At 66.7% G+C, this 20,466-nt stretch carries 21 protein-coding genes and 1 pseudogene; 6 read left to right on the top strand and 16 right to left on the bottom strand.

Going from position 1 to position 20,466, the window contains the following annotated elements:
* Positions 1–32 precede the first annotated feature (32 nt).
* The 7 genes and pseudogenes from rplS to ABD683_RS14440 form a co-directional block, all read right to left on the bottom strand.
* Positions 33–383, bottom strand: a complete 351-nt coding sequence (gene rplS / locus ABD683_RS14470) for a 50S ribosomal protein L19 (protein ID WP_344770670.1) — start codon at positions 381–383, stop codon at positions 33–35.
* Positions 384–696: 313 nt separating this feature from the next.
* Positions 697–1,950 carry an ammonium transporter gene (locus ABD683_RS14465; RefSeq protein WP_344770669.1) on the bottom strand — a complete coding sequence of 418 codons (1,254 nt, stop codon included), beginning with the start codon at positions 1,948–1,950 and terminating at the stop codon, positions 697–699.
* 146 nt (positions 1,951–2,096) lie between these two features.
* On the bottom strand, positions 2,097–2,780 hold the full coding sequence (gene trmD, locus ABD683_RS14460) for a tRNA (guanosine(37)-N1)-methyltransferase TrmD (RefSeq protein WP_344770668.1): 684 nt from the start codon (positions 2,778–2,780) through the stop codon (positions 2,097–2,099).
* On the bottom strand, positions 2,777–3,295 hold the full coding sequence (gene rimM / locus ABD683_RS14455; RefSeq protein ID WP_344770667.1) for a ribosome maturation factor RimM: 519 nt from the start codon (positions 3,293–3,295) through the stop codon (positions 2,777–2,779). Before rimM ends, trmD begins: the two co-directional genes overlap by 4 nt.
* Before the next feature lie 3 nt (positions 3,296–3,298).
* Positions 3,299–3,550 (bottom strand): RNA-binding protein, encoded by a 252-nt coding sequence (locus tag ABD683_RS14450; RefSeq protein WP_344770666.1) that lies wholly within the window; start codon positions 3,548–3,550, stop codon positions 3,299–3,301.
* A 170-nt stretch (positions 3,551–3,720) separates the two neighbouring features.
* Positions 3,721–4,167, bottom strand: a pseudogene (rpsP, locus tag ABD683_RS14445) (30S ribosomal protein S16); the annotation flags it as partial.
* A 171-nt stretch (positions 4,168–4,338) separates the two neighbouring features.
* Positions 4,339–5,130, bottom strand: coding sequence for a crotonase/enoyl-CoA hydratase family protein (locus tag ABD683_RS14440; protein ID WP_344770663.1), 792 nt, complete (start codon positions 5,128–5,130; stop codon positions 4,339–4,341).
* Positions 5,131–5,237: 107 nt separating this feature from the next.
* On the opposite strand from ABD683_RS14440, the gene ABD683_RS14435 reads away from it, so the two are divergent.
* From ABD683_RS14435 to ABD683_RS14425, 3 genes are read left to right on the top strand one after another with little or no spacing between them, the layout of a single operon-like run.
* Positions 5,238–5,702: a hypothetical protein gene (locus ABD683_RS14435; protein ID WP_344770662.1), complete on the top strand. Its 465-nt coding sequence runs from the start codon at positions 5,238–5,240 to the stop codon at positions 5,700–5,702.
* Positions 5,699–5,995 carry a transcriptional regulator gene (locus tag ABD683_RS14430; protein ID WP_344770661.1) on the top strand — a complete coding sequence of 99 codons (297 nt, stop codon included), beginning with the start codon at positions 5,699–5,701 and terminating at the stop codon, positions 5,993–5,995. The genes ABD683_RS14435 and ABD683_RS14430 overlap by 4 nt, the downstream gene beginning before the upstream one ends.
* A gap of 17 nt (positions 5,996–6,012) precedes the next feature.
* A complete protein-coding gene (locus tag ABD683_RS14425; protein ID WP_344770659.1) occupies positions 6,013–6,378 on the top strand; it encodes a zinc ribbon domain-containing protein YjdM in 366 nt (121 codons plus the stop codon).
* On the opposite strand, the gene ABD683_RS14420 is transcribed toward ABD683_RS14425, so the two are convergent.
* Positions 6,365–7,276, bottom strand: a complete 912-nt coding sequence (locus tag ABD683_RS14420; protein ID WP_344770657.1) for a sterol desaturase family protein — start codon at positions 7,274–7,276, stop codon at positions 6,365–6,367. The genes ABD683_RS14425 and ABD683_RS14420 overlap by 14 nt on opposite strands.
* A gap of 65 nt (positions 7,277–7,341) precedes the next feature.
* Between ABD683_RS14420 and ABD683_RS14415 the strand changes: the two genes are divergently transcribed.
* The 3 genes from ABD683_RS14415 (at position 7,342) to ABD683_RS14405 (ending at position 9,140) form a co-directional block, all read left to right on the top strand.
* The gene (locus ABD683_RS14415) at positions 7,342–7,695 is read left to right on the top strand and encodes an arsenate reductase family protein (protein ID WP_344770656.1); all 354 of its coding nucleotides are present in this window, start codon (positions 7,342–7,344) and stop codon (positions 7,693–7,695) included.
* A gap of 61 nt (positions 7,696–7,756) precedes the next feature.
* Positions 7,757–8,485: a DUF4190 domain-containing protein gene (locus tag ABD683_RS14410; RefSeq protein ID WP_344770655.1), complete on the top strand. Its 729-nt coding sequence runs from the start codon at positions 7,757–7,759 to the stop codon at positions 8,483–8,485.
* Positions 8,486–8,609: 124 nt separating this feature from the next.
* Positions 8,610–9,140: a septum formation family protein gene (locus ABD683_RS14405; RefSeq protein WP_344770654.1), complete on the top strand. Its 531-nt coding sequence runs from the start codon at positions 8,610–8,612 to the stop codon at positions 9,138–9,140.
* 61 nt (positions 9,141–9,201) lie between these two features.
* Here the strand turns inward: ABD683_RS14405 and ABD683_RS14400 are convergent, their stop codons facing one another.
* The 8 genes from ABD683_RS14400 to ABD683_RS14365 all read right to left on the bottom strand — a co-directional run bounded on the left by ABD683_RS14400 (position 9,202) and on the right by ABD683_RS14365 (position 20,450).
* Positions 9,202–11,118: an ABC transporter ATP-binding protein gene (locus ABD683_RS14400; protein ID WP_344770653.1), complete on the bottom strand. Its 1,917-nt coding sequence runs from the start codon at positions 11,116–11,118 to the stop codon at positions 9,202–9,204.
* Positions 11,115–12,848: an ABC transporter ATP-binding protein gene (locus tag ABD683_RS14395; RefSeq protein WP_344770652.1), complete on the bottom strand. Its 1,734-nt coding sequence runs from the start codon at positions 12,846–12,848 to the stop codon at positions 11,115–11,117. The genes ABD683_RS14400 and ABD683_RS14395 overlap by 4 nt, the downstream gene beginning before the upstream one ends.
* 61 nt (positions 12,849–12,909) lie before the next feature.
* Complete coding sequence (locus ABD683_RS14390) at positions 12,910–14,295, bottom strand: GntP family permease (protein ID WP_344770651.1); 1,386 nt, start codon at positions 14,293–14,295, stop codon at positions 12,910–12,912.
* Positions 14,292–14,801 carry a gluconokinase gene (locus ABD683_RS14385; protein ID WP_344770650.1) on the bottom strand — a complete coding sequence of 170 codons (510 nt, stop codon included), beginning with the start codon at positions 14,799–14,801 and terminating at the stop codon, positions 14,292–14,294. Before ABD683_RS14385 ends, ABD683_RS14390 begins: the two co-directional genes overlap by 4 nt.
* Positions 14,802–14,833: 32 nt before the next feature.
* Positions 14,834–16,399 carry a signal recognition particle protein gene (gene ffh / locus ABD683_RS14380; protein WP_344770649.1) on the bottom strand — a complete coding sequence of 522 codons (1,566 nt, stop codon included), beginning with the start codon at positions 16,397–16,399 and terminating at the stop codon, positions 14,834–14,836.
* Between the two features lie 162 nt (positions 16,400–16,561).
* Entirely contained in the window at positions 16,562–18,823 is a 2,262-nt protein-coding gene (locus ABD683_RS14375) for a [protein-PII] uridylyltransferase (protein WP_344770648.1), read from the bottom strand.
* Between the two features lie 4 nt (positions 18,824–18,827).
* The gene (locus tag ABD683_RS14370) at positions 18,828–19,166 is read right to left on the bottom strand and encodes a P-II family nitrogen regulator (RefSeq protein WP_344770647.1); all 339 of its coding nucleotides are present in this window, start codon (positions 19,164–19,166) and stop codon (positions 18,828–18,830) included.
* 9 nt (positions 19,167–19,175) lie between these two features.
* Positions 19,176–20,450 (bottom strand): ammonium transporter, encoded by a 1,275-nt coding sequence (locus ABD683_RS14365; protein WP_344771607.1) that lies wholly within the window; start codon positions 20,448–20,450, stop codon positions 19,176–19,178.
* Positions 20,451–20,466 lie beyond the last annotated feature (16 nt).

Below are 20,466 nucleotides of genomic sequence, written 5' to 3'. Positions count from 1 at the left end.
AGCCGTAGTGCGCAACGCGTCGACCTCGGCTCTCAGTCTTCGCGCTTTTCCTTGATCTTGGCAGCCTTGCCGCGCAGGTTGCGGAGGTAGTAGAGCTTGGCGCGACGTACGTCACCGCGCGTGGCGATCTCGATCTTCTCGATCACCGGGGTGTGCAGCGGGAAGGTGCGCTCGACGCCGACACCGAAGCTGATCTTGCGGACCGTGAAGGTGCGGCCGATGCCGGAACCCTGGACCTTGAGGCAGACACCCTTGAACACCTGGATGCGCGAGCGGTTGCCCTCGATGACACGGACGTGGACCTCGAGGGTGTCGCCGGCGCGAAACTGGGGGAGGTCGGTGCGGAGCGACTCGCCCGCGACCTGGTCGATGATGTTCGTCATTGCTGTCTCCTCGCTGGTGCCACAGGTCACCCACGGATTGCTGAATAAGTGTGAGTCGTACGGCGCTCAGTGATGGTGCCCCTGCGGCAGAACCATGCAGCGCCAAGAGTCAATGTTGCCATACGGGCACGGTGCCGACCAAAACGCTGAAACCGGAGGCCGCCCGCGGCCGTAGCGTTGAGGCGGGTTGAACGTCTCGCGGCGAAGCCGCCACTGTGAACCTCGTGAGTCGACTCGCCACACGCGGACAACGATGCGCCCGCCGAACGTACCGGCGGGCGCATCGCGTGCTGCGTTGTCGAGCTGAGATCGACTAGAGCGCGTAGCCCTCTTCGCCGTGCAGGACCGAGTCGATGCCGGCAGCCTCGTCGTGCTCCTTGAGGCGGAATCCGATCGTCTTCTCGATGATCGTGCCCACGACGTAGGCAACGATGAAGGAGAACGCGAGGACCGAGAAGGCCGTGACGGCCTGGGTCCCGAGCTGGTCGAGGTTGCCACCTCCGGTGAACAGCCCCGTGTCACGCGAGAAGAAGCCCAGGTAGAGGCAACCGACGAGTCCACCGACGAGGTGGATGCCCACGACGTCGAGCGAGTCGTCAAAACCGAGCTTGAACTTCAGCTCGATCGCCAGCGCGCAGATCGCACCGACAACCAGTCCGAGCAGGATCGCCGTGAGCGGCGTCAGGAATGCACACGCCGGGGTGATCGCCACGAGACCGGCGACAGCACCCGAAGCCGCTCCGACCGAGGTCGCCTTGCCGTTCTTGAAATGCTCCACCAGGATCCACCCGAGGATGGCCGCGGCCGGAGCGCCCAGCGTGTTGAGGAAGATCACGCTTGCCCCGGTGTCATCGACTGCCGCACCGGTGTTGAAGCCGAACCAACCGAACCACAGGATCGCTGCGCCGATGAGCACGAGCGGGACGTTGTGGGGCTTCTGCAGGTCACGGCTGAAGCCGACGCGCTTGCCGAGGACGAGTGCCAGCGCCAACGCAGCGGCTCCGGCATTGATGTGGACTGCCGTTCCACCGGCCCAGTCCTGCGTGGACGTGTCACCGAAGCCGAACTTGCCGATCCAACCGGTCATGCCGTCGTCGTTGAACGCCCACACCCAGCCCTGGACCGGGAAGTAGCAGATCGTCGCCCAGATGCCGGCGAACAGCATCCACGGGAAGAACCGCGCACGGTCGGCGATCGCGCCCGAGATCAGCGCCGTCGTGATGATCGCGAACGAGCCGCCGAAGGCAACCCAGCCGAGCGCGTTGCCGTCAGACTTCACCAGCGTGTAGAGGCCGAAGTCGTTGCCGTCGGCGCCGAACGGGTTGCCCAGGACACCTGGGATGAGGTCGTCGCCGCTGTCGCTCAGGACACCCATGTTGTATCCGTAGAGGATCCACAGGACGCTGATCAGACCGAGGGCACCGAAGCTGAGCATCATCATCGAGACAACGCTCTTGGCCTTGACGAGTCCGCCGTAGAAGAACGCCAACCCCGGCGTCATGAAGATGACCAGCGCTGTACACAGCAGCAGCCAAATAGTTCCCGGTTCCATAGTTACCTCATTCATCAGTTGGAGATTCAGGACCAAGGCAGCGTCATTGCTGACCGAGGAAGCATCTGCATCCTGACGGGCGGAGGTTATTTCGGCCTTACCTCAGCATTACGCTCGTGTTACGGCAAGGCCGATCGTGTTAATAGCTGGGTGTCGGGCGGTCAGCCGGCTGACTCGCCCCGGCGTCGGTTGTGAGTTCTTTCGACCGCCTGCTCGCGTCGCCAGGCGGCGATCGCGGCGTGGTTGCCGGAGAGCAGCACCTCGGGTACGTCGAGGTCTCGCCACGACGCCGGCTTGGTGTAGACGGGGTACTCGAGGAGCCCGTCTTCGCCGTGCGACTCCTCGGCGAGCGACTCGGGGTTGCTCATGAAGCCGGGGATGAGTCGTACGACGGCCTCGATCATGGCGAGCGCAGCGACCTCTCCCCCGTTGAGCACGAAGTCGCCGAGCGAGATCTCCTCGACCCGCCAGCGGGTGGCCGCGTGCTCCATGACGCGCTGGTCGATGCCTTCATAGCGGCCGCAGGCGAACACCAGATGCTGCTCTGCGCTGAGGCGTTCGGCGGTGCGCTGCGTGAAGAGCTCACCGGACGGGGTCGGCACGATGATGACGGCCTCGTCGGTCGTCAACGCGTCAAGCGCCTCGCCCCACGGCTCAGGCTTCATGACCATGCCGGCGCCGCCGCCGTACGGCGTGTCGTCGACGCTGCGGTGCTTGTCGCGGGTGAACTCGCGCAGGTCGTGTGCCGCGATCTCGAGCAGCCCGGAGGCCTGTGCCTTGCCGGCGAGGGAGAGCTGGAGGACGTCGAGGTAGGCGGGGAAGATCGAGACGACGTCGATCTTCATCCGTCGGCCTTCTCGGCCTTGTCAGGGTCGAGGAGGCCCTCGATGTCGGCGACCGTGACGAAACCACCCGCGACGCTGACCTCAGGGACCAGGGCGGTCACGAAGGGTACGAACACCTCGCGGCCGTCGATGTCGATCGTCAGGGTGTCCTGGTAGGGACCATGCACGATGCCCGTGACGGTGCCGACCACGGCGTCACCGCTGCGCGCCTCGAGGCCGACCAGCTGGTGGTCGTAGAACTCGTCGGGATCCTCCGGCACCTCGGTGGGGTCGATGACCGCCTCGAGGATCGTGCCGTGCAGCGCCTCGGCGGCCGTGCGGTCGGGGATCTCCTTGAACGCGACGACGAGTCGGCCGCTGTGATGCCTGGCGGTGGCCACCGTGAGCGTACGGTCGCCGCAGACGACTGACGAGCCCGGGGCGAAACGCCGTTCGGGCTCGTCAGTGCGAATATCTACGTTGAGCTCACCGCGGATGCCGTGGGCTCGACCAATGCGGCCGATGACGACCTGCATGAGTCAGTTCCGGCGGTCGACGTCCACAAAATCGATGCGCGCGCCGCCCCTGCCGGCGATCGCGCCAGCGACCTTGCGGATGGCGGTGGCGGTACGACCCTGACGTCCGATGACCTTGCCGAGGTCGGTCGGGTTGACCCGGACCTCGAACAGCTCACCGTTGCGTGTCTGCTTGGCTCGCACGTTGACGTCGTCAGGATTGTCGACGATGCCGGCGACCAGGTGCTCGATGACCTCGACGATGGGCGCGGCCACGATCAGGCCTTTGCCTCGTCAGTGGCCTCAGCGTCAGCGGCGGGCTCCTCAGCCTTTGCCTCGTCAGCAGCTGCCTCTTCAGCAGCGGCAGGCTCTTCAGCCTTTGCCTCGTCGGCGGGCGCAGCGTCAGCAGCAGGTGCCTCATCGGCGGGCGACTCGACCGGGGCGTCAGCCTCAACCTTGTCGGCCTTCTTCTTGGCGGTGGTGGCTTCCTTGACGTCGTCGTCGGCCTTGTCGGCCGCGGCCTTCTTGGCGGCCGCGGCCTTGCGGGTCACGGCGTCAGCCTTGTTGTCGCTGTGGAGCTCCTTGAGCGCTTCCTGGAAGATCTCTTCCTTGTCGCGCTTGGGCTCGGCGAACTTCATGGTGTTCTTGCCACCGATGTCGCCGGTGATCTTGAGCAGTGCGGCGACGGCCTCGGTCGGCTGTGCGCCAACTCCGAGCCAGTACTTGGCGCGGTCGCCATCGACGTTGATGATCGACGGCTCGGCCTTGGGGTTGTACGTACCGATCTCCTCAATCACGCGACCGTCACGCTTGGTGCGTGAGTCGGCGACAACGATGCGGTAGAACGGCGTGCGGATCTTGCCCATGCGCTTCAGGCGAATCTTGACTGCCACGAGTGTGGTGTCTCCTCAGAATCTTGTATGTGGTGACCTGTCGGTGCCGCGTGGGGACACGGCCGACGAAATCTGTGTGCCGGAGCATGTGGGAGAGAGGGCCCTCACGCGTACCGGACGCAAGGAGTCATTCTGCCAGACCACACGCCCATGCTCCAATTCGGTGCGTGCTCAGAACTCCCCGTGACGCCCGGCTCCCTCGCTGAACGCCTTGGCTCCCTCGGCAGCCTCTCCGGAGGCCATCAGCATGTGGACGCCGGCGGAACCTTCGGACCGCAGAGCCGAGTCGAGCGGGAGGTCCCACTGGCGGTAGGCCGACGCCCGATCCGCCTTCATGCAGGCCGCCGGAAAGGCGGCGATCTGTTCGGCGAGCTCGAACGCCGCGGTGAGCGACTCCCCCACGGGTACGACGCGGTTGGCCAGTCCCATCTGCAGCGCCTCGTGGGCGCCGACGGGGCGGCCCGTGAGGATCATGTCGAGCGCTCGGCCCTGGCCGATGATGCGCGGGAGGCGAACGGTGCCACCGTCGATCAGGGGCACACCCCAGCGCCGGCAGAACACTCCGAGCACGGCATCCTCCTCGACGACCCGCAGGTCGGCCCAGAGGGCGAGCTCGAGACCGCCCGCGACGGCGTGGCCGGCGATGGCAGCGATGACGGGCTTGCTGAGCTCCATGCGGGTCGGGCCCATCGGCCCGTCTCCCCCGCCGGCAGGATCGAGCTCGTTGCGACGGCTCGAGTCGTCGAACGCCTTGAGGTCAGCTCCGGCGCAGAACGTGCCGTCGGCTCCGGTGAGCACGGCAACGGCCAGGTCGTCATTGCCCTCAAACTCCTCGAACGCATCACGCAGCTGCAGCGCCGTGGGGCCGTCGACGGCGTTGCGCACATCCGGACGGTCGATCGTGATCGTGCAGATCGAGTCGTCGATGTCGAGACGTACGTTCTGGTTCTCGTCTGTGCTCATGCACCCATTCTTTCCACACGTCGGGATCATGGCTGACGCGAGTCTTTGACTTTCCTGGTCGGAAAGCGTAGTTTCAGTTTCTTACCAGGAAAGTGAAGGGGCTGGGCATGACCGAGCACATCGGTGCAAATGACGCACGACAAGCGCTGCGAGCAGTCGAGGACGAGCGCCGGAGAGTGATCGACGAGGTCGATCTGCCGCGCTGGTACTGGTGGGGACTTGCCATCGCCTGGATCCTGCTGGGCGTCGCGACAGATGTCGGGAACGTCTGGATCACCAGCGCGGCGACCCTCCTGTTCGGCGCACTCCATGCGGCAGTGGCGTCACGACTTTTCTCGGGCCGCCACAAGTCGAGCCAGCTGAGCGTCAGAGCCAGCACGGTCGGGCGACGGTTGCCGTTGATCCTGTTTGCCTCGATCCTGCTTCTCGCGGCGGCCTCGATCGTCGTGGGATTCGCCGTGGACGCCGACGGCGCCGAGCACGCATCGACCATCGCGGCCTGCTTCGCCGCCACCGCAATCCTGTGCGGTGGACCGACCCTGATGGCTTCGATCCGGCGGCGGATCGCGTGACCGAGCCGAAGTTCGACGAGCTGATCCACCCGAGCACCCGGTTGTCGATCGTGGCGCTGCTCGCACCGGCGGACTGGATCGACTTCGCGTTCGTACGCGATCACCTCAAGCTGTCGGACTCAGCACTGTCGAAGCAGTTCGCGACGCTCGAGGAGGCTGGCTACCTCAAGGTCGAGCGGCCGGTGTCGGACAGGCGCCGCCGCGTCCGCGTACGGCTGACCGCTGCGGGCAGGAAGGCGTTCGACGGCCACGTCGCGGCGCTGCGCGAAGTACTGGGCGCCGTGGATGACTGACCCAATACGCTGGCCCGATGACCTTGCCACCTTGCCCGTCATGCTCCGGCGAGTACACCTACGAGATGGGCGCATTGCTCGTGTGCCCGGAGTGTGCCCACGAGTGGTCGCCTGCCGAAGCCGAAGCCGAAGCCGAAGCCGAAGCCGAAGCCGCTGAGGCCGAGGCGCAGGTCAAGGATGCGTACGGCACGGTCCTGAACGACGGCGACACCGTCACGATCATCAAGGACCTCAAGGTCAAGGGCCAGGCGCAGTCCATCAAGGTCGGCACCAAGGTGCGCAACATCCGACTCGTGGACGGCGTCGGTGACCACGACATCGACTGCAAGGTCGACGGATTCGGTCCGATGCAGCTCAAGTCCAGCGTGGTCAAGAAGGCTTGACGCTCTTGGCCGACTGCCCCGGCGCCCAGCCGGGAGGGCCAAACACGTACCCCAGCTTGTCGCGCAGCCTCTTGGCCCGGCGGGCGTCCTGCCAGATGCGTTTGTACTCGCCGTACTGCAGCGACCAGACGTTGTAGGTCTCGACCGGCACCGTCAGCCCGTACGTCGGGCGGTGCAGCTCGGGCTGGAACGACCTGAACATCCGGTCCCAGATGATCAGCATCCCGGCATAGTTGCGGTCGAGGTAGATCGGATCCGAACCGTGGTGCACGCGGTGGTGTGACGGGGTGTTGAAGATGAGCTCCCACCACCGCGGCAGCTTCTCGATCTTCTCGGTGTGCAGGTGGAACTGCCAGATCAGGTTGATCGAGAAGACGAAGTAGATCATCCACGGGGGTACGCCGAGGAACGGGAGCGGCAGCCACACGACGACCTCGAACCACTGGTTCCACTTCTGCCGCAGCGCGGTCGAGAAGTTGAAGTAGACGCTCGAGTGGTGCGCCTGATGACCAGCCCAACCGAGCCGTACGCGGTGGGCGAAGCGGTGATACGTGTAGAACAGCAGGTCCACGCCGAGCAGCACGCCGACCCAGGTCCACGGGTTCTTGGCCGACAGGTGCCACGGCGCGAGGTGCACGTAGATCACGGTGTAGAGCAGGAACGCCGCCGTACGGAACACCGCCGAGAAGGCGATCGAGCCGAAGAACATCGTCAGGCTGGCCCGGGTGTCCTCCTTGAGGTAGCCCTTGACCAGCACGTTGCCGGAGGCCTCGTCAGCCGCACGGTCGTGCTTGGCCTCGTTCCGTACGGCTGCCATCTCGATGAACATGAACAGCAGGAAGAACGGGATCGCAGCGCCAGCCGGATCCTTCAGATTGTGCGAAAACGCCTCCCACATCCGCACATCGTTGCACGCGTCTCGGGTCGCCGGGAGCAGGTTTGCCAGGCCGTATGCTCGGCGGCATGGCTGACGTGACGATCCTCCACAACACCGCTTGCTCGACCTCGCGGCACGCCCTGGACGAGGCGGCCGAGGCAGGGGTCGAGCCCGAGATCATCCAGTACCTCAAGAAGCCACTGACCCGCGACGAGCTGCTCGACCTGATCGGCAAGCTCGAGGACCCGCCGGCAGACCTGGTGCGCAAGGACGGCTTCTTCACGGGACTCGGCCTCGACCCTGACGACTACACGACTCCAGAAGCCGTGGCAGACCTGATCGTCGAGCACCCGCGCCTGCTGCAGCGACCCGTGCTCGTACGAGGTGACCGCGCCATCATCGGCCGGCCCAAGGATCGCGTCGCGGCGTTTCTCGCCTGAGCGGCCACCGGCTGCGATAGCGTTTCGGCTCGGCGAGTCCGCGCCGTCCAAGGGGGAATCCATGTCCGACCAGCAGCCGCCCGTGCCCGACGAGCCCGTGGCGTCCCAGCCGCCTCCCGCGCCGCCGCCGGGACCCGTGACAGCTCCGTACCCGTACGGCCAGCCCCCACTCCAGACGCCGGCCAGGCCCCAGGCGATCTGGGCCATGGTGCTCGCGATCATCCCGTGCCTGTTCACCTGGATCGCCGCCGTCGTGCTCGCGATCATCGCCCTCACCCGGCGCAAGGACGGGCAGGACCACGGCAGGGGGTTCGCCATCGCGGCACTCATCATCGTGGGCGCGTGGATCGTCATCGGCCTCGCGGTCGCCATCATCGTCGGTGTGTTCTCCGGAGTCGAGCGTGACTCAGAAGGCTCGGTGAGCTCCGGCGGTCGTGTCGACGTGACCGACGTGAAGGTCGGCGACTGCATCGTGGATGACGACATCGAGGGTGAGACCAGCTACACCGTGACGCTGGTGCCGTGCAGCGAGTCCCACCTGTACGAGGCGTACGCCAACTTCGAGCTGCCGGACGGCGACTACCCGGGCGACGAGAAGGCCAGCTCATTGTCCGAGGACGGTTGTGCCGACCGATTCGAGAGCTACGTCGGCACGGCCTACGAGGAGTCCGAGCTGGGCGTCACGTACCTCTATCCGCAAAAGAGCTCCTGGACGATGGACAAAGGCGTGACGTGCCTGCTCACCGAGGACGTCAAGACGACGGGATCCCTCAAGGACGCCCAGCGCTGACACCCACCGCCGGGCGGCGGCGACTTGTGACCCAAAGCTCCTCGTTTGCACCACGGATCACCCCGCGGACCGATATCTTTCTCGTCGGCCCGTCGAGCGGCGGGCATTTTCTAGGGGAGCTCTCATGACCGAAACACCCAGCAGTCCCACAGAGCCGAAGAAGAACGGCGTCGGCCACATCATCCGCCTGGTCGTCTCGGTGGTGTTCGCGCTCGGCGTCATCGCCAGCGTCGGCACGTTCGCCTACAACAAGCTGACCGAGGCCGACCGCGACAAGGACGGCAACGTCACGTCGCAGGGCAAGGTCAGCGTCGACGAGCTCAAGGCAGGCGACTGCGTGGTCGAGAACATCGCAGAGAAGGAGTACGCGCGAGTCGAAGTTGCCCCGTGCGCCAAGGAGCACTCCTCCGAGATCTACGCGACGTTCGAGCTCGAGGACGGCGACTTCCCGGGTGACAAGCAGGTCGACGAGCTCGCGGGCCAGGGATGTTACGACCGGTTCGAGACATTCGTCGGCATCTCGTACGACGACTCCGCGCTCGACATGACCTACCTCCTGCCGCTGGAGGATTCCTGGGACGTCGACCGCGGCGTCGCGTGCATGGTCATGGCCGACGGTGCAACCACAGGCTCGTTCAAGGGTGCCAAGCGCTGACCCGTTCGACCTGACGGCCCATCGACTCGACGAGTCGGTGGGCCGCTGTCGTTCATGGCGGTCACACGGTCGAGCCGGCGAACTGGGCGCTGTAGAGGCGCTCGTACGCTCCCCCGGCTGCGCGCAGCGAGTCGTGCGTGCCCTGCTCGACGATGCGACCGTCCTCCATCACGACGATGTGGTCGGCGTCGCGGATCGTCGACAGACGGTGCGCGATGACGAACGACGTACGGCCCGACCGGAGCTGCTCCATCGCGCCCTGCACCAGGGACTCCGTGCGGGTGTCGACCGAGCTCGTCGCCTCGTCGAGGACCAGGATCGCCGGGTCGGCGAGGAACGCGCGGGCGATCGTCAACAGCTGGCGCTGGCCCGCGCTGACGTTGGTGCCTTCGTCCTCGATGATCGTGTCGTAGCCGTCGGGCAGCGTGCGCACGAAGTGGTCGACGTACGCGGCCTCGGCTGCGGCCCGGATCTCGTCCTCGGTGGCCCGATGGGCGCCGTACGCGATGTTCTCGCGGATCGTGCCCTTGAACAACCAGGTGTCCTGCAGGACGACGCCGAAGTTGTCACGCAACAGGCTCCGGTCCATGTGCGAGATGTCGACGTCGTCGAGCGTGATGCGTCCACCCTGGACGTCGTAGAACCGCAGCACGAGATTGGTGAGCGTCGTCTTGCCGGCGCCGGTCGGGCCGACGATCGCAATCGTCTGTCCCGGCTCGGCCGTGAGGTTGAGGTGCTCGATCAGCGGCTCGTCGGGCTTGTAGGCGAACGAGACGTCGTCGAACACGACGCGACCGCGTACGGGATCGGGGAACGGTGCGTCAGCCTGGTCGGCCGGCTCCTCGGGCTCGTCGAGCAGACGGAACACTCGTTCGGCCGACGCGAGGCCCGACTGCAGGAGGTTGATCATCGCGGCGACCTGCGTCAGCGGCTGGGTGAACTGGCGGGAGTACTGGATGAACGCCTGGACGTCGCCGATGCTGAGCGACCCGGAGGCCACGCGCAGGCCGCCGATCACCGCGACCAGGACATAGTTGAGGTTGGAGACGAACATCATCACGGGCTGGATCACGCCGGAGATGAACTGCGCCTTGAACGCCGACCTGAACAGGTCGTCGTTGCGCTCGTCGAACACCTGCCGGGCCTCGGCCTGGCGGCCGAACACCTTGACGACCTCGTGGCCGGTGAACACCTCCTCGATGTGACCGTTGAGCCGGCCGGTGCTGGCCCACTGCGCCATGAACTGCGGTTGGGAGCGTTTGGCGATGGCCTTGGTCAGCAGGAACGCGATCGGGATCGTCGCCACCGCGACCAGCGCCAGCAGCGGCGAGATGATCAGCATCATCGTGAGCGTGCCGACCACCATCAGGATCGAGGTGAGCAGCTGGCTCATGGTCTGCTGGAACGACTGGGCGATGTTGTCGATGTCGTTCGTCGTACGCGACAGGATCTCGCCCCGGTCGGTCTTGTCGAAGTACGACAGCGGCAGCCGGTGGAGCTTGGCCTCGACGTCGTCGCGCAGCGTCGCCACCGTGTGCTGCACGACGGTGGTGGTCAGAACACCCTGGAACCACGTCAGCACCGACGCGACGACGTACAGCACGAGCACGCCGCCGAGCACCCATGACAGCGAGGTGTAGTCGATGCCGGTGCCGGGCTGCAGGTCGACGGAGCCGATCAGGGAGGCCAGCTTGTCGTTGCCGTCGGCCTTGAGCTGCGCCACGACCTCTGCCTTGGTCGCACCCTCGGGGAACTGGCCCGAGAGGAAGCCGGTGAACACGATGTCGGTGGCGTGGCCCAGGATCTTGGGCCCGACGACGGTCAGGATGGTGCCGACGACACCGAACGCGATGACGCCCCAGACGAGGATGCGGTCGCGCAGGAGCCGCTCGGCGAGGCGGTTGAACGTCGCCTTGAAGTCCTTGGGCTTGGCCGGAGGCATGCCCATGGCCCCCATGGGCCCACGCATGGCACTCATGCCGCCTCCTCCTCGGTGAGCTGGGACAGGACGATCTCGCGGTAGACCTCGCAGGTCTGCATCAGATCGGTATGCGTGCCGGTGCCGACGACGCGGCCCTCGTCGAGCACGACGATGCGGTCGGCGCCCCGGATCGTCGAGACCCGTTGGGCGACGATGACGACGGCGGCATTGGCCGTGACCTCGCGCAGCGCGCTGCGGAGCGCCGCGTCGGTGGCATAGTCGAGCGCCGAGAACGAGTCGTCGAACAGGTAGATCGGCGGACGCTTGACGATCGCACGGGCAATCGCAAGCCGCTGGCGCTGGCCGCCCGAGACGTTGGTGCCGCCCTGGGAGATCGGCGCGTTGAGCTGTTCGGGCATCTTGGTGACGAAGTCCTTGGCCTGTGCGATCTCGAGCGCGTCCCAGAGCTCGTCGTCGGTGGCGTCGGGTCGTCCGTAGCGCAGGTTGGAGGCGACCGTGCCACCGAAGAGGAACGGGCGCTGCGGCACCAGCCCGATCGCGGTCCAGACGTTCTCGGGACGCAGCGAACGGATGTCGTGGCCGTCGACACGGATCGTGCCCGCCGTGGCATCGAACAGTCGCGGGATCAGGCTGAGCAGCGTCGTCTTGCCGCTGCCGGTCGAGCCGATGATCGCGGTGGTCTCCCCCGGTCTCGCGATCAGGTCGATCTCGTGCAGGACGTCCTGCTCGGCACCCGGGAACGCGAACGACGCCTTCTCGATGTCGATGCGACCCTCGCCCAGCGTCACCTGGACGGCGTCATCGGGAGCGAGCACGCTCGGCTCGGTCTCGAGGACCTCGGTGATGCGCTCCGCCGACACCTCAGAACGCGGCCACATCATGAACAGGAACGTCGCCATCATGACCGACATCAGGATCTGGGTGATGTAGGCCTGGAACGCCGTCAAGGTGCCGACGTCGAGGTCACCGCTGCCGACGCGGAAGCCGCCGATCCACGTCGCGAGGACGACCGACACGTTCATGATCAGCATCACGAGCGGGAAGAACAGTGCGGTGAGCTTGCCGACCGAGATCGCGACCTCCATGTTGGCCGTGTTGGCGTCGTGGAACCGCTCGGTCTCGTAGTCCTCCTTGACGAAGGCCCGGATGACCCTGATGCCCATGATCTGCTCACGCATCACGCCGTTGATGTCGTCGATGCGTTCCTGCATCTGGCGAAACAGCGGACGCAGCCGGCGGATGATCATTGCCAGGCAGAAGATCAGCACCGGCAGGACGAGCACGAGGATGCCGGAGAGCTCGACGTCCTGACGCAGCGCCATCACCAGGCCTCCGATGCCCATGATCGGCGCCGCCACCAGCATCGTCAGCAGCATGAACACCAGCAGCTGGACCTGCTGGACGTCGTTGGTCGTCCGGGTGATCAGCGTCGGCGCTCCCAGCTGGGTCATCTCGCGCTGCGCGAACGTCTCGACCTTGCCGAAGATGCCGGCACGCATGTCGCGGCCGACGGCCATCGACGTACGGGCCCCGTAGTAGACCGCGATGATCGTGCAGACCACCTGCAGCACCGTGATGCCCAGCATGATCGTGCCGGTGCTCAGGATGAAGCCGGTGTCACCCTCGACGATGCCCTTGTCGATGATGTCGGCGTTCAGGCCCGGGAGGTAGAGGTTGGCGATCGTGCCGGCGAGCTGGAAGAAGATGACCACTGCAAGCGGACCCTTGTAGGGCGCGAGATAGGTCCGCATGAGCGGGATGAGCATTACTGCAGGTTATCCCGCCCCCACGTCGGGCCTTCACGACAAATGTCATCATTCGCGGGCCCTAGACAATCGCGTTGACCCCGAGCACCACGAGAAGGCCTGTGACGGACAGAACCGTCTCCATGATCGACCAGCTCTTGATGGTCTGCACGACCGACAACCCGAAGAACTCCTTGACCAACCAGAAACCCGCATCGTTGACATGGGAGAAGAACACCGAGCCGGCACCGATCGCCAGCACGAGCAACGAGACCTCCGTGGTGCCGAGGTCCTGGGCGATCGGCGCCATGATGCCGGCCGCGGTGATCGTCGCGACGGTGGCCGAGCCGGTGGCGACCCGGATGAGCACGGCGACGAGCCAGGCCAGCAGCAGCACGGAGACGCCGCTGTCCTTGACGAAGTCCGCCACGACCTCGGCGATGCCGGTGTCGATCAGCGTCTGCTTGAACCCGCCGCCGGCGCCGACGATCAACAAGATCCCGGCAATCGGGGGAAGCGCATTGCTCAGGACGTCCGAGATCTCGTCCTTGTCCATGCCCGAACCCCGGCCGAGCGTGAAGATCGCCACGAGCACCGACAGCAGCAACGCCACGAACGGCTCGCCGATGAAGTCGAGCATCTTGCGCGTCGTCGTGCCCTCGTCGACCGCGATGTCGGCGAATGCCTTGCCCATCATCAGCACGACGGGGAGCAACACCGTGGCAAGAGTGATGCCGAAGCCGGGCCGACGCTCACGCTTCTCGGTCGGCGCCTCGAACAGGTCACCGGCTGGAACGGGAACCCACTTGTCGGCGAACCGAGCAAACAGCGGTCCCGCGACCACGATGGTGGGGATCGCGACGAGGATGCCCAGCGCCAGGGTGCGGCCAAGATCCGCGTCGACCACGTCGATGGCGGCAAGCGGCCCGGGGTGTGGCGGTACGAACCCGTGCATCGCCGACAGCCCTGCCAGAGCGGGGATACCGAGCGAGATGATCGACCTCTCGGCGCGTTTGGCGACCAGGAAGATGACCGGCATCAGCAGCACCAGTCCGATCTCGAAGAACATCGGCAGGCCGATGATCGCGCCGATCGCAGCCATCGACCACGGCAGCATGCGCGGGCTCGACTTCCCGACGATGGTGTCGACGATCCGATCGGCACCTCCTGAGTCGGCGAGCAGCTTGCCGAACATCGCACCGAGGGCGATCAGGACGCCGACGCCCTTGACCGTGTCTCCGACACCCGTGCTGAAGCTCGCCACCACGTCGAGCATGTTGCGGCCGGCAATCGCGCCGACGGTCAGCGAGCCGAGGATGAGCGCGAGAAACGGGTGGAGCTTGAACCACGTGATCAGCACGACGAGGACCGCGATGCCGACGAGTGCGGCGGTGATCAGCACTCCCGTACTTGCAACGGCCTTGACCGGCTCGGGTGGTGCGGCAGCGATGAGCGTACTGGCGATCATGCGGTCTCCTCCTCTGGCTGCCCGGCGCGGGCGACGAAGGCGTCCACGATCTCTGCGGGCGATGGTGTGATGTCGAAGGCCCAACCGTTTTCATCGGGCTGCAGGGGCTCGAGGGTCTTCTCCTGCGAGGTCAGGAGCGACGCTGGCATGAAGTGGTCACGGTGCTCCATCCGTGACTTGATCAGGTCGTGGTCACCGGTCAGGTGCAGGAACTGCGTACGAGGTGCCGCGTGCACGAGGACGTCTCGATAGGCACGCCGGAGCGCCGAGCAGCTGATGACGCCACCGACAGTGTCGTGGGCGGCCAGCCAGGCACCGATGTCGGCCAACCAGGGCCAGCGATCCTCGTCGGTCAACGGCGTACCGGCGGACATCTTCGCGATGTTGGCCTCGGAGTGGAAGTCGTCACCGTCCGCGTAGTCGACCCCGAATCGATCGGCGAGCTCATGACCAACGGCTGACTTTCCGACGCCAGAGATACCCATGACGACCACGAGCGGCAACATGCTCTGACCGTATGCCCGCGAGGGCGCGAGCGCTACATCAAGTCCTTGAGCTCCTTGGGAAGCTCGAACTTGGCTTGTCCTGAGCCTGCCGCAGGGTCGTTGCCGCCGGCCGGGAAGCCGAAGGCGCTCGCACCGTCGGGCTTCTTGGAGGCAGCCTGGGCCTGCGCCGCCCGCTTGGCCGGGTTGCCCGAGACGCGCTTGCCCTTCTTCTGCTGTGGCTTCTGCCTGGCCCCGGCACGCTTGCCCGGTCCGGGGAGGCCGGGCATCCCCGGCATACCGGGCATTCCGGGCATACCGCCACCCTTGGCCATCTGCTGCATCATCTTGCGGGCGTCGAAGAAGCGGTCGACCAGCTGGTTGACGTCCTTGACCTGGGTACCTGATCCCTTGGAGATGCGTGCACGCCGTGAGCCGTCGATCATCTTGGGGTTGTCACGCTCGGCAGGAGTCATCGACAGGATGATCGCCTTGATGCGGTCGACCTCGCGCTCGTCGAAGTTGTCGAGCTGTTCCTTCATGGCGCCCATGCCGGGGAGCATGCCCATCAGCTTGGACATCGAGCCCATCTTGGCCATGGCTTCCATCTGGCCGAGGAAGTCCTGCAGGGTGAACGAGCCACCCATGAGCTTCTCGGCGGCCTTGTTGGCCTCCTCCTCGTCGAACACCTTCTCGGCCTGCTCGATGAGCGTCATCATGTCGCCCATGTCGAGGATGCGCCCGGCCATGCGGTCGGGGTGGAACACGTCGAAGTCGGTCAGCTTCTCGCCGGTCGAGGCGAACATGATGGGTCGGCCGGTGATGGAGCGTACGGACAGCGCGGCACCGCCTCGGGCGTCACCGTCGAGCTTGGTCAGCACGACACCCGTGAAGTCGACGCCCTCGAGGAACGCCTGCGCCGTGGACACGGCGTCCTGGCCGATCATCGCGTCGATGACGAACAGCACCTCGTCGGGATCGACGGCCTTGCGGATGTCGGCGGCCTGCTTCATCAGCTCGTGGTCGATACCGAGGCGTCCGGCGGTGTCGACGATCACGACGTCGTGCAGGGTGCGCTGCGCCTCCTTGAGGCCCGCCTTGGCGACCTTGACCGGGTTGCCCTTGCCATTGCCCGGCTCCGGCGCGAACACCGTGACGCCGGCGCGCTCACCGACGACCTGCAGCTGGTTGACGGCGTTGGGTCGCTGGAGGTCGGCTGCGACCAGCATCGGCGACTTGCCTTGCGACTTCAGCCATACGCCGAGCTTGCCGGCGAGCGTCGTCTTGCCGGCGCCCTGGAGGCCCGCGAGCATGATGACGGTCGGACCCGTCTTGGCATAGCGGATGCGACGCGTCTCGCCACCCAGGATCGTGACGAGCTCGTCGTTGACGATCTTGATGACCTGCTGTGCCGGGTTGAGCGCCTGGCTGACCTCGGCCCCCGCTGCACGCTGCTTGACGTTGGCGATGAACTCGCGGACGACGGGGACGGCGACGTCGGCATCGAGCAGCGCGACACGGATCTCCCGCGTGACGGCGTCGATGTCGGCCTCGGACAGTCGACCCTTGCCGCGGAGATTCTTGAACGCCGACTGGAGCCGGTCTTGCAGGGTGTCGAACATGGTGTCCTTGATCAGGTGTCGGAGGGCGTACCAAGCCTAACGGAGTCAGCCAGCCGACATCACCGAGCGTTGACGCAGGAGCGGTGACTTACGCACCTTTCGTTTCGGGGTGCGGTGACCTATGCACCTCTCGGCGCGGGTGAAAGGTGCGTAAGTCACCGCTCAGCCGAGGGCAGCGGCGACTCGATCGCGGAGCACCGTGCCCGTGGCGTCGTCGAGGGGTTCGCCGTCGGCGTCGACGATGTAGAAGACGTCGCGGACCTCACTGCCGTACGTCGACATGTGCGCCGAGCGGATCGACAGGCCGAGCGACGCGATCTCGCGTCCGACGGTCCACACCAGACCGCGCCGGTCCTGCGCCCGGACCTCGAGCAGGGTCGCGGTCTCCGAAAGCCGGTCGAGGATCCGTACGCGAGACCCTGCGGCGTCCTGTGCCGACCTGAGCTCGAGCCGGGAGAGGTCGAGCTCGCCGGCCAGCGCAGGCCTGATGCGTTCGCGGAGACGGGTGGCATCGACATCGGGCCGAGACACCTCCCAGAGCGACGCGGCGGCATCGCCGAGCGTCACGGTGCGGGCCGATCGGATCTCGAGCCCCGCGAGGGCGATGGCCCCGGCGAGGTCCGCCATCACCCCCGTGCGGTTGGACGTGACGACGGTCAGCAACGAGCCGTCCTGGTGCGCCTCCACCTCGAGCGTGAAGTCAGCAGGCCCGGTGGCACCGAAGTCAGGGATGTGCACGTTCGCGGGCCACCCCTCGTACGCCCGCGGGTCCGGCGTCTTCACACCGTCCTCCAGCTGCGCACGGGTCTTGTCGACCAGCCCCTCGATGAGCCCCCGGCGCCACGTCGTCCACGCCGACGAGCCGGTTGCCTGTGCGTCGGAGGCCGAGAGCGCCGCGAGGAGGTCGAGGAAGTCGGTGGTCTGCACGATCTCGGCGACGTTCGCCGCCGTCGACGGGTCCTCGATGTCACGGCGGGTGGCCGTTGTCGGCAGGAGCAGGTGCCACCGCACGAGTCGCCCCACCACGGCTGCGTCCTCGGCGTCGAAACCCCATCGACCGGCGATCTCGACGGCCATCGGTTCACCGTCGACGCTGTGGTCGTCGCCGTTCACGCCCTTGCCGATGTCGTGGAGCAGCGCGGCCACCGCGAGCAGGTCCGGGCGCGCCACGTCCCGCTGCACCTGGGCGGCGAACACACAGGTCTCCAGGCTGTGCCGGTCGACCGTGAAGCTGTGCACCGGCGACGACGAGCCACGCAGTCGTACGGCGTCCCACTCCGGCAGCCACTTGTCGACCACGCCCGCGAAGTCCAGCTCGTCCCAGACCGGGACGAGTCCGGGCCCGGCGGTGAGCAGGTCGACCATCAGCCGGTTGGACGACTTGGGCCACGGGACGTGCATCTCGCCCATCGTCGCCGCGAGCCGGGCCGCAGAACCAGCACCGAGCGGGTGGCCATCGCGGGCCGCGACCGCAGCGGCTCGCAGAGCCAGCTCGGGGTCGCTCGCCGGATCAGCACGCTGCGTGACGATCACCTCGCCGTCGAGCAGCCCGACGCCTTCGGCCAGCCGGGCGACCACCGGGCCGGTCGGCGAGATCCTGGGCTTGCGGGTCGGGGCAGCCACGGCGCGGTCGATGCGCTTCCAGGCCAGGGACGACAGGTGCGCGATGCGGCGACCGAGTTGACGGGTGTGCAGGTCGAGCTCCTCGGCCTCCATGTCGAGTAGCCGGGCCACCTCCGGGACGAGTTCGGTGTCGAGCCGCTCGACCCGTCGTCCGCTGGCCTGGTGCAGGGCGTCGCGGACGTCGAGGAGCGAGCTGCGGAGGGACTCCGTCTCCGCGTGCGGTACGTCGATCAGCCACGTGGCGACGAGTGCCCGCAGGATCACGGTGTCGCGGAGACCTCCACCGGACTCCTTGAGGTCCGGGACCGCCGAGTGCGCGAGCCACCCGGAACGCCCGATCCGGGCGGCGCGTGCCTCGCGTACTTCCTCGACCCTCGTACGCGCGTCGCGGCGCCAGTCGGCGAGGACGTCAGAGCGCAGCGTCGTGACCAGCTCGGCCTCGCCGGCGACGGGCCGGGCGTCGAGCATCCCCATCGCCGCGCGGTGGTCGGCGGCTGCGGCCTCGCGCATCTGCACGGTGTCTCGCACGGAGTGGTCCAATGCGGCATTGGCATTCCACAGCGGATACCAGATCGCCTCGGCGACCTCGCGTACGTGCTCGTCGTGCAGCCCCGGCTCGTGCAGGAGCACGACGTCCAGGTCGCTGAACGGGGACAGCTCGCTGCGGCCGTAGCCTCCCACTGCGACGAGCGCGAAGCCCGCGGAGTCTCCGACGGCGTTCGCGAAGTGCTCGGCGAGCACCTGGTCCGCGTCGATCGCGCGGTCGCGTCGACGCTGCGCCAGCTCCGCCGTGTCGGTCACTGGTCTAGAGCGCTGCTTCGTCGGTCTCGCCGGTACGAACCCGTACGACGGACTCGACGGGGATCACCCAGACCTTGCCGTCACCGATCTTGCCGGTCTTGGCCGCACCGCTGATGGTGCTGACGACCAGCTCGACGTCGGCGTCGTCGACGACGACCTCGAGACGGATCTTGGGCACCAGCGACACGTCGTACTCCGCGCCGCGGTAGACCTCGGTGTGACCCTTCTGCTGACCATATCCACTGGCCTCGGTCACCGTCATGCCGGCGATCCCGGCGTCGGCGAGCGCCGCCCGGACGTCTTCCCACTTGTGCGGCTTGACCACCGCCGTGACGAGCTTCATCCCAGACTCCTATCCCAGTCCACCGGTCGATGATCCCGCGTGATCGTACGCGGTCTCCAGGTGCTCGATCTGATCGATGCCGGTGACCTCGTGCTCCTCGTCGACGCGCAGGCCGATCAGCCGGTCGATCACGGTGGCGATCACGTACGTACAGGTGAACGCGTACACGAGCACCGCACTTGCAGCAACGAGCTGCTTGCCGAGCTGGCCCAGCCCGCCGCCGTAGAACAGTCCGGCCTGGCCGAAGCCCAGCAGCTCGATCGCGGCGTTGCTCGCGAGCAGCCCGATCAGCAGGGTGCCGATGATGCCGCCGACCAGGTGCACGCCCACGACGTCGAGCGAGTCGTCGTAGCCGAGCTTGAACTTGAGCCCGATCGCGAAAGCGCAGACACCTCCTGCCACCGCGCCGACCACGAGGGCGCCCATCGGTGAGACCGAGCCGCACGACGGCGTGATGGCGACAAGGCCCGCGACGACTCCCGAAGCCGCGCCGAAGCTGGTGCCCTTGCTGTCGCGCATCACCTCGACCGCGAGCCAGCCGAGCATCGCGGCGGCCCCGGCGGCGACCGTGTTGATCAGGGCGAGGCTGGCGAGCTTGTTGGCGCCCAGAGCGGAGCCGGCGTTGAAGCCGATCCAGCCGAACCACAGCAGGCCCGCACCGAGCAGCACCGAGGGGAGGTTGTGCGGGCGCATCGGGTCACGCTTCCAGCCGACCCGCTTGCCGATGATGATCGCGAGGGCGAGTGCCGAGGAGCCGGAACCGATCTCGACGACGGTGCCGCCCGCGAAGTCGAGGGCGCCGAGCTGGTTGGCGATCCAGCCGCCGGTGGTGTCGTCACCGTCGTAGGCGAACACCCAGTGCGCGACCGGCGCATAGACGACCGTCAGCCACACGGGGACGAAGAGGGCCCAGGCCGCGAACTTCATGCGGTCGGCGACAGCGCCGCTGACCAGTGCGACCGTCACGATCGCGAACGTCAGCTGGAAGACGATGAAGACGTACGACGGGATCGTGCCGGTCAGGCTGTCGGGGGTGATTCCGCGAAGTCCGACATGGCCCAGACCGCCGATCAACCCGCCTGCCGCGTCGTCGTCGAACGCCAGGCTGTAGGCGTACACGAACCAGGCGACCGGCACGATCGCCATCGCGATGAAGCTCATCATCATCATGTTGAGAACACTCTTGGCTCGCACCATGCCGCCGTAGAAGAAGGCGAGGCCGGGAGCCATCAACAGCACGAGCGCGGAAGAGGCCAGCATCCACGCGGTGTCGCCTGCATTCATGTCGCCTCCGGCTGGG

This window comes from Aeromicrobium panaciterrae, assembly GCF_039537165.1.
Taxonomy (GTDB): Bacteria; Actinomycetota; Actinomycetes; order Propionibacteriales; family Nocardioidaceae; genus Aeromicrobium; species Aeromicrobium panaciterrae.
This window is presented reverse-complemented; position numbering and strand designations above follow the sequence as displayed.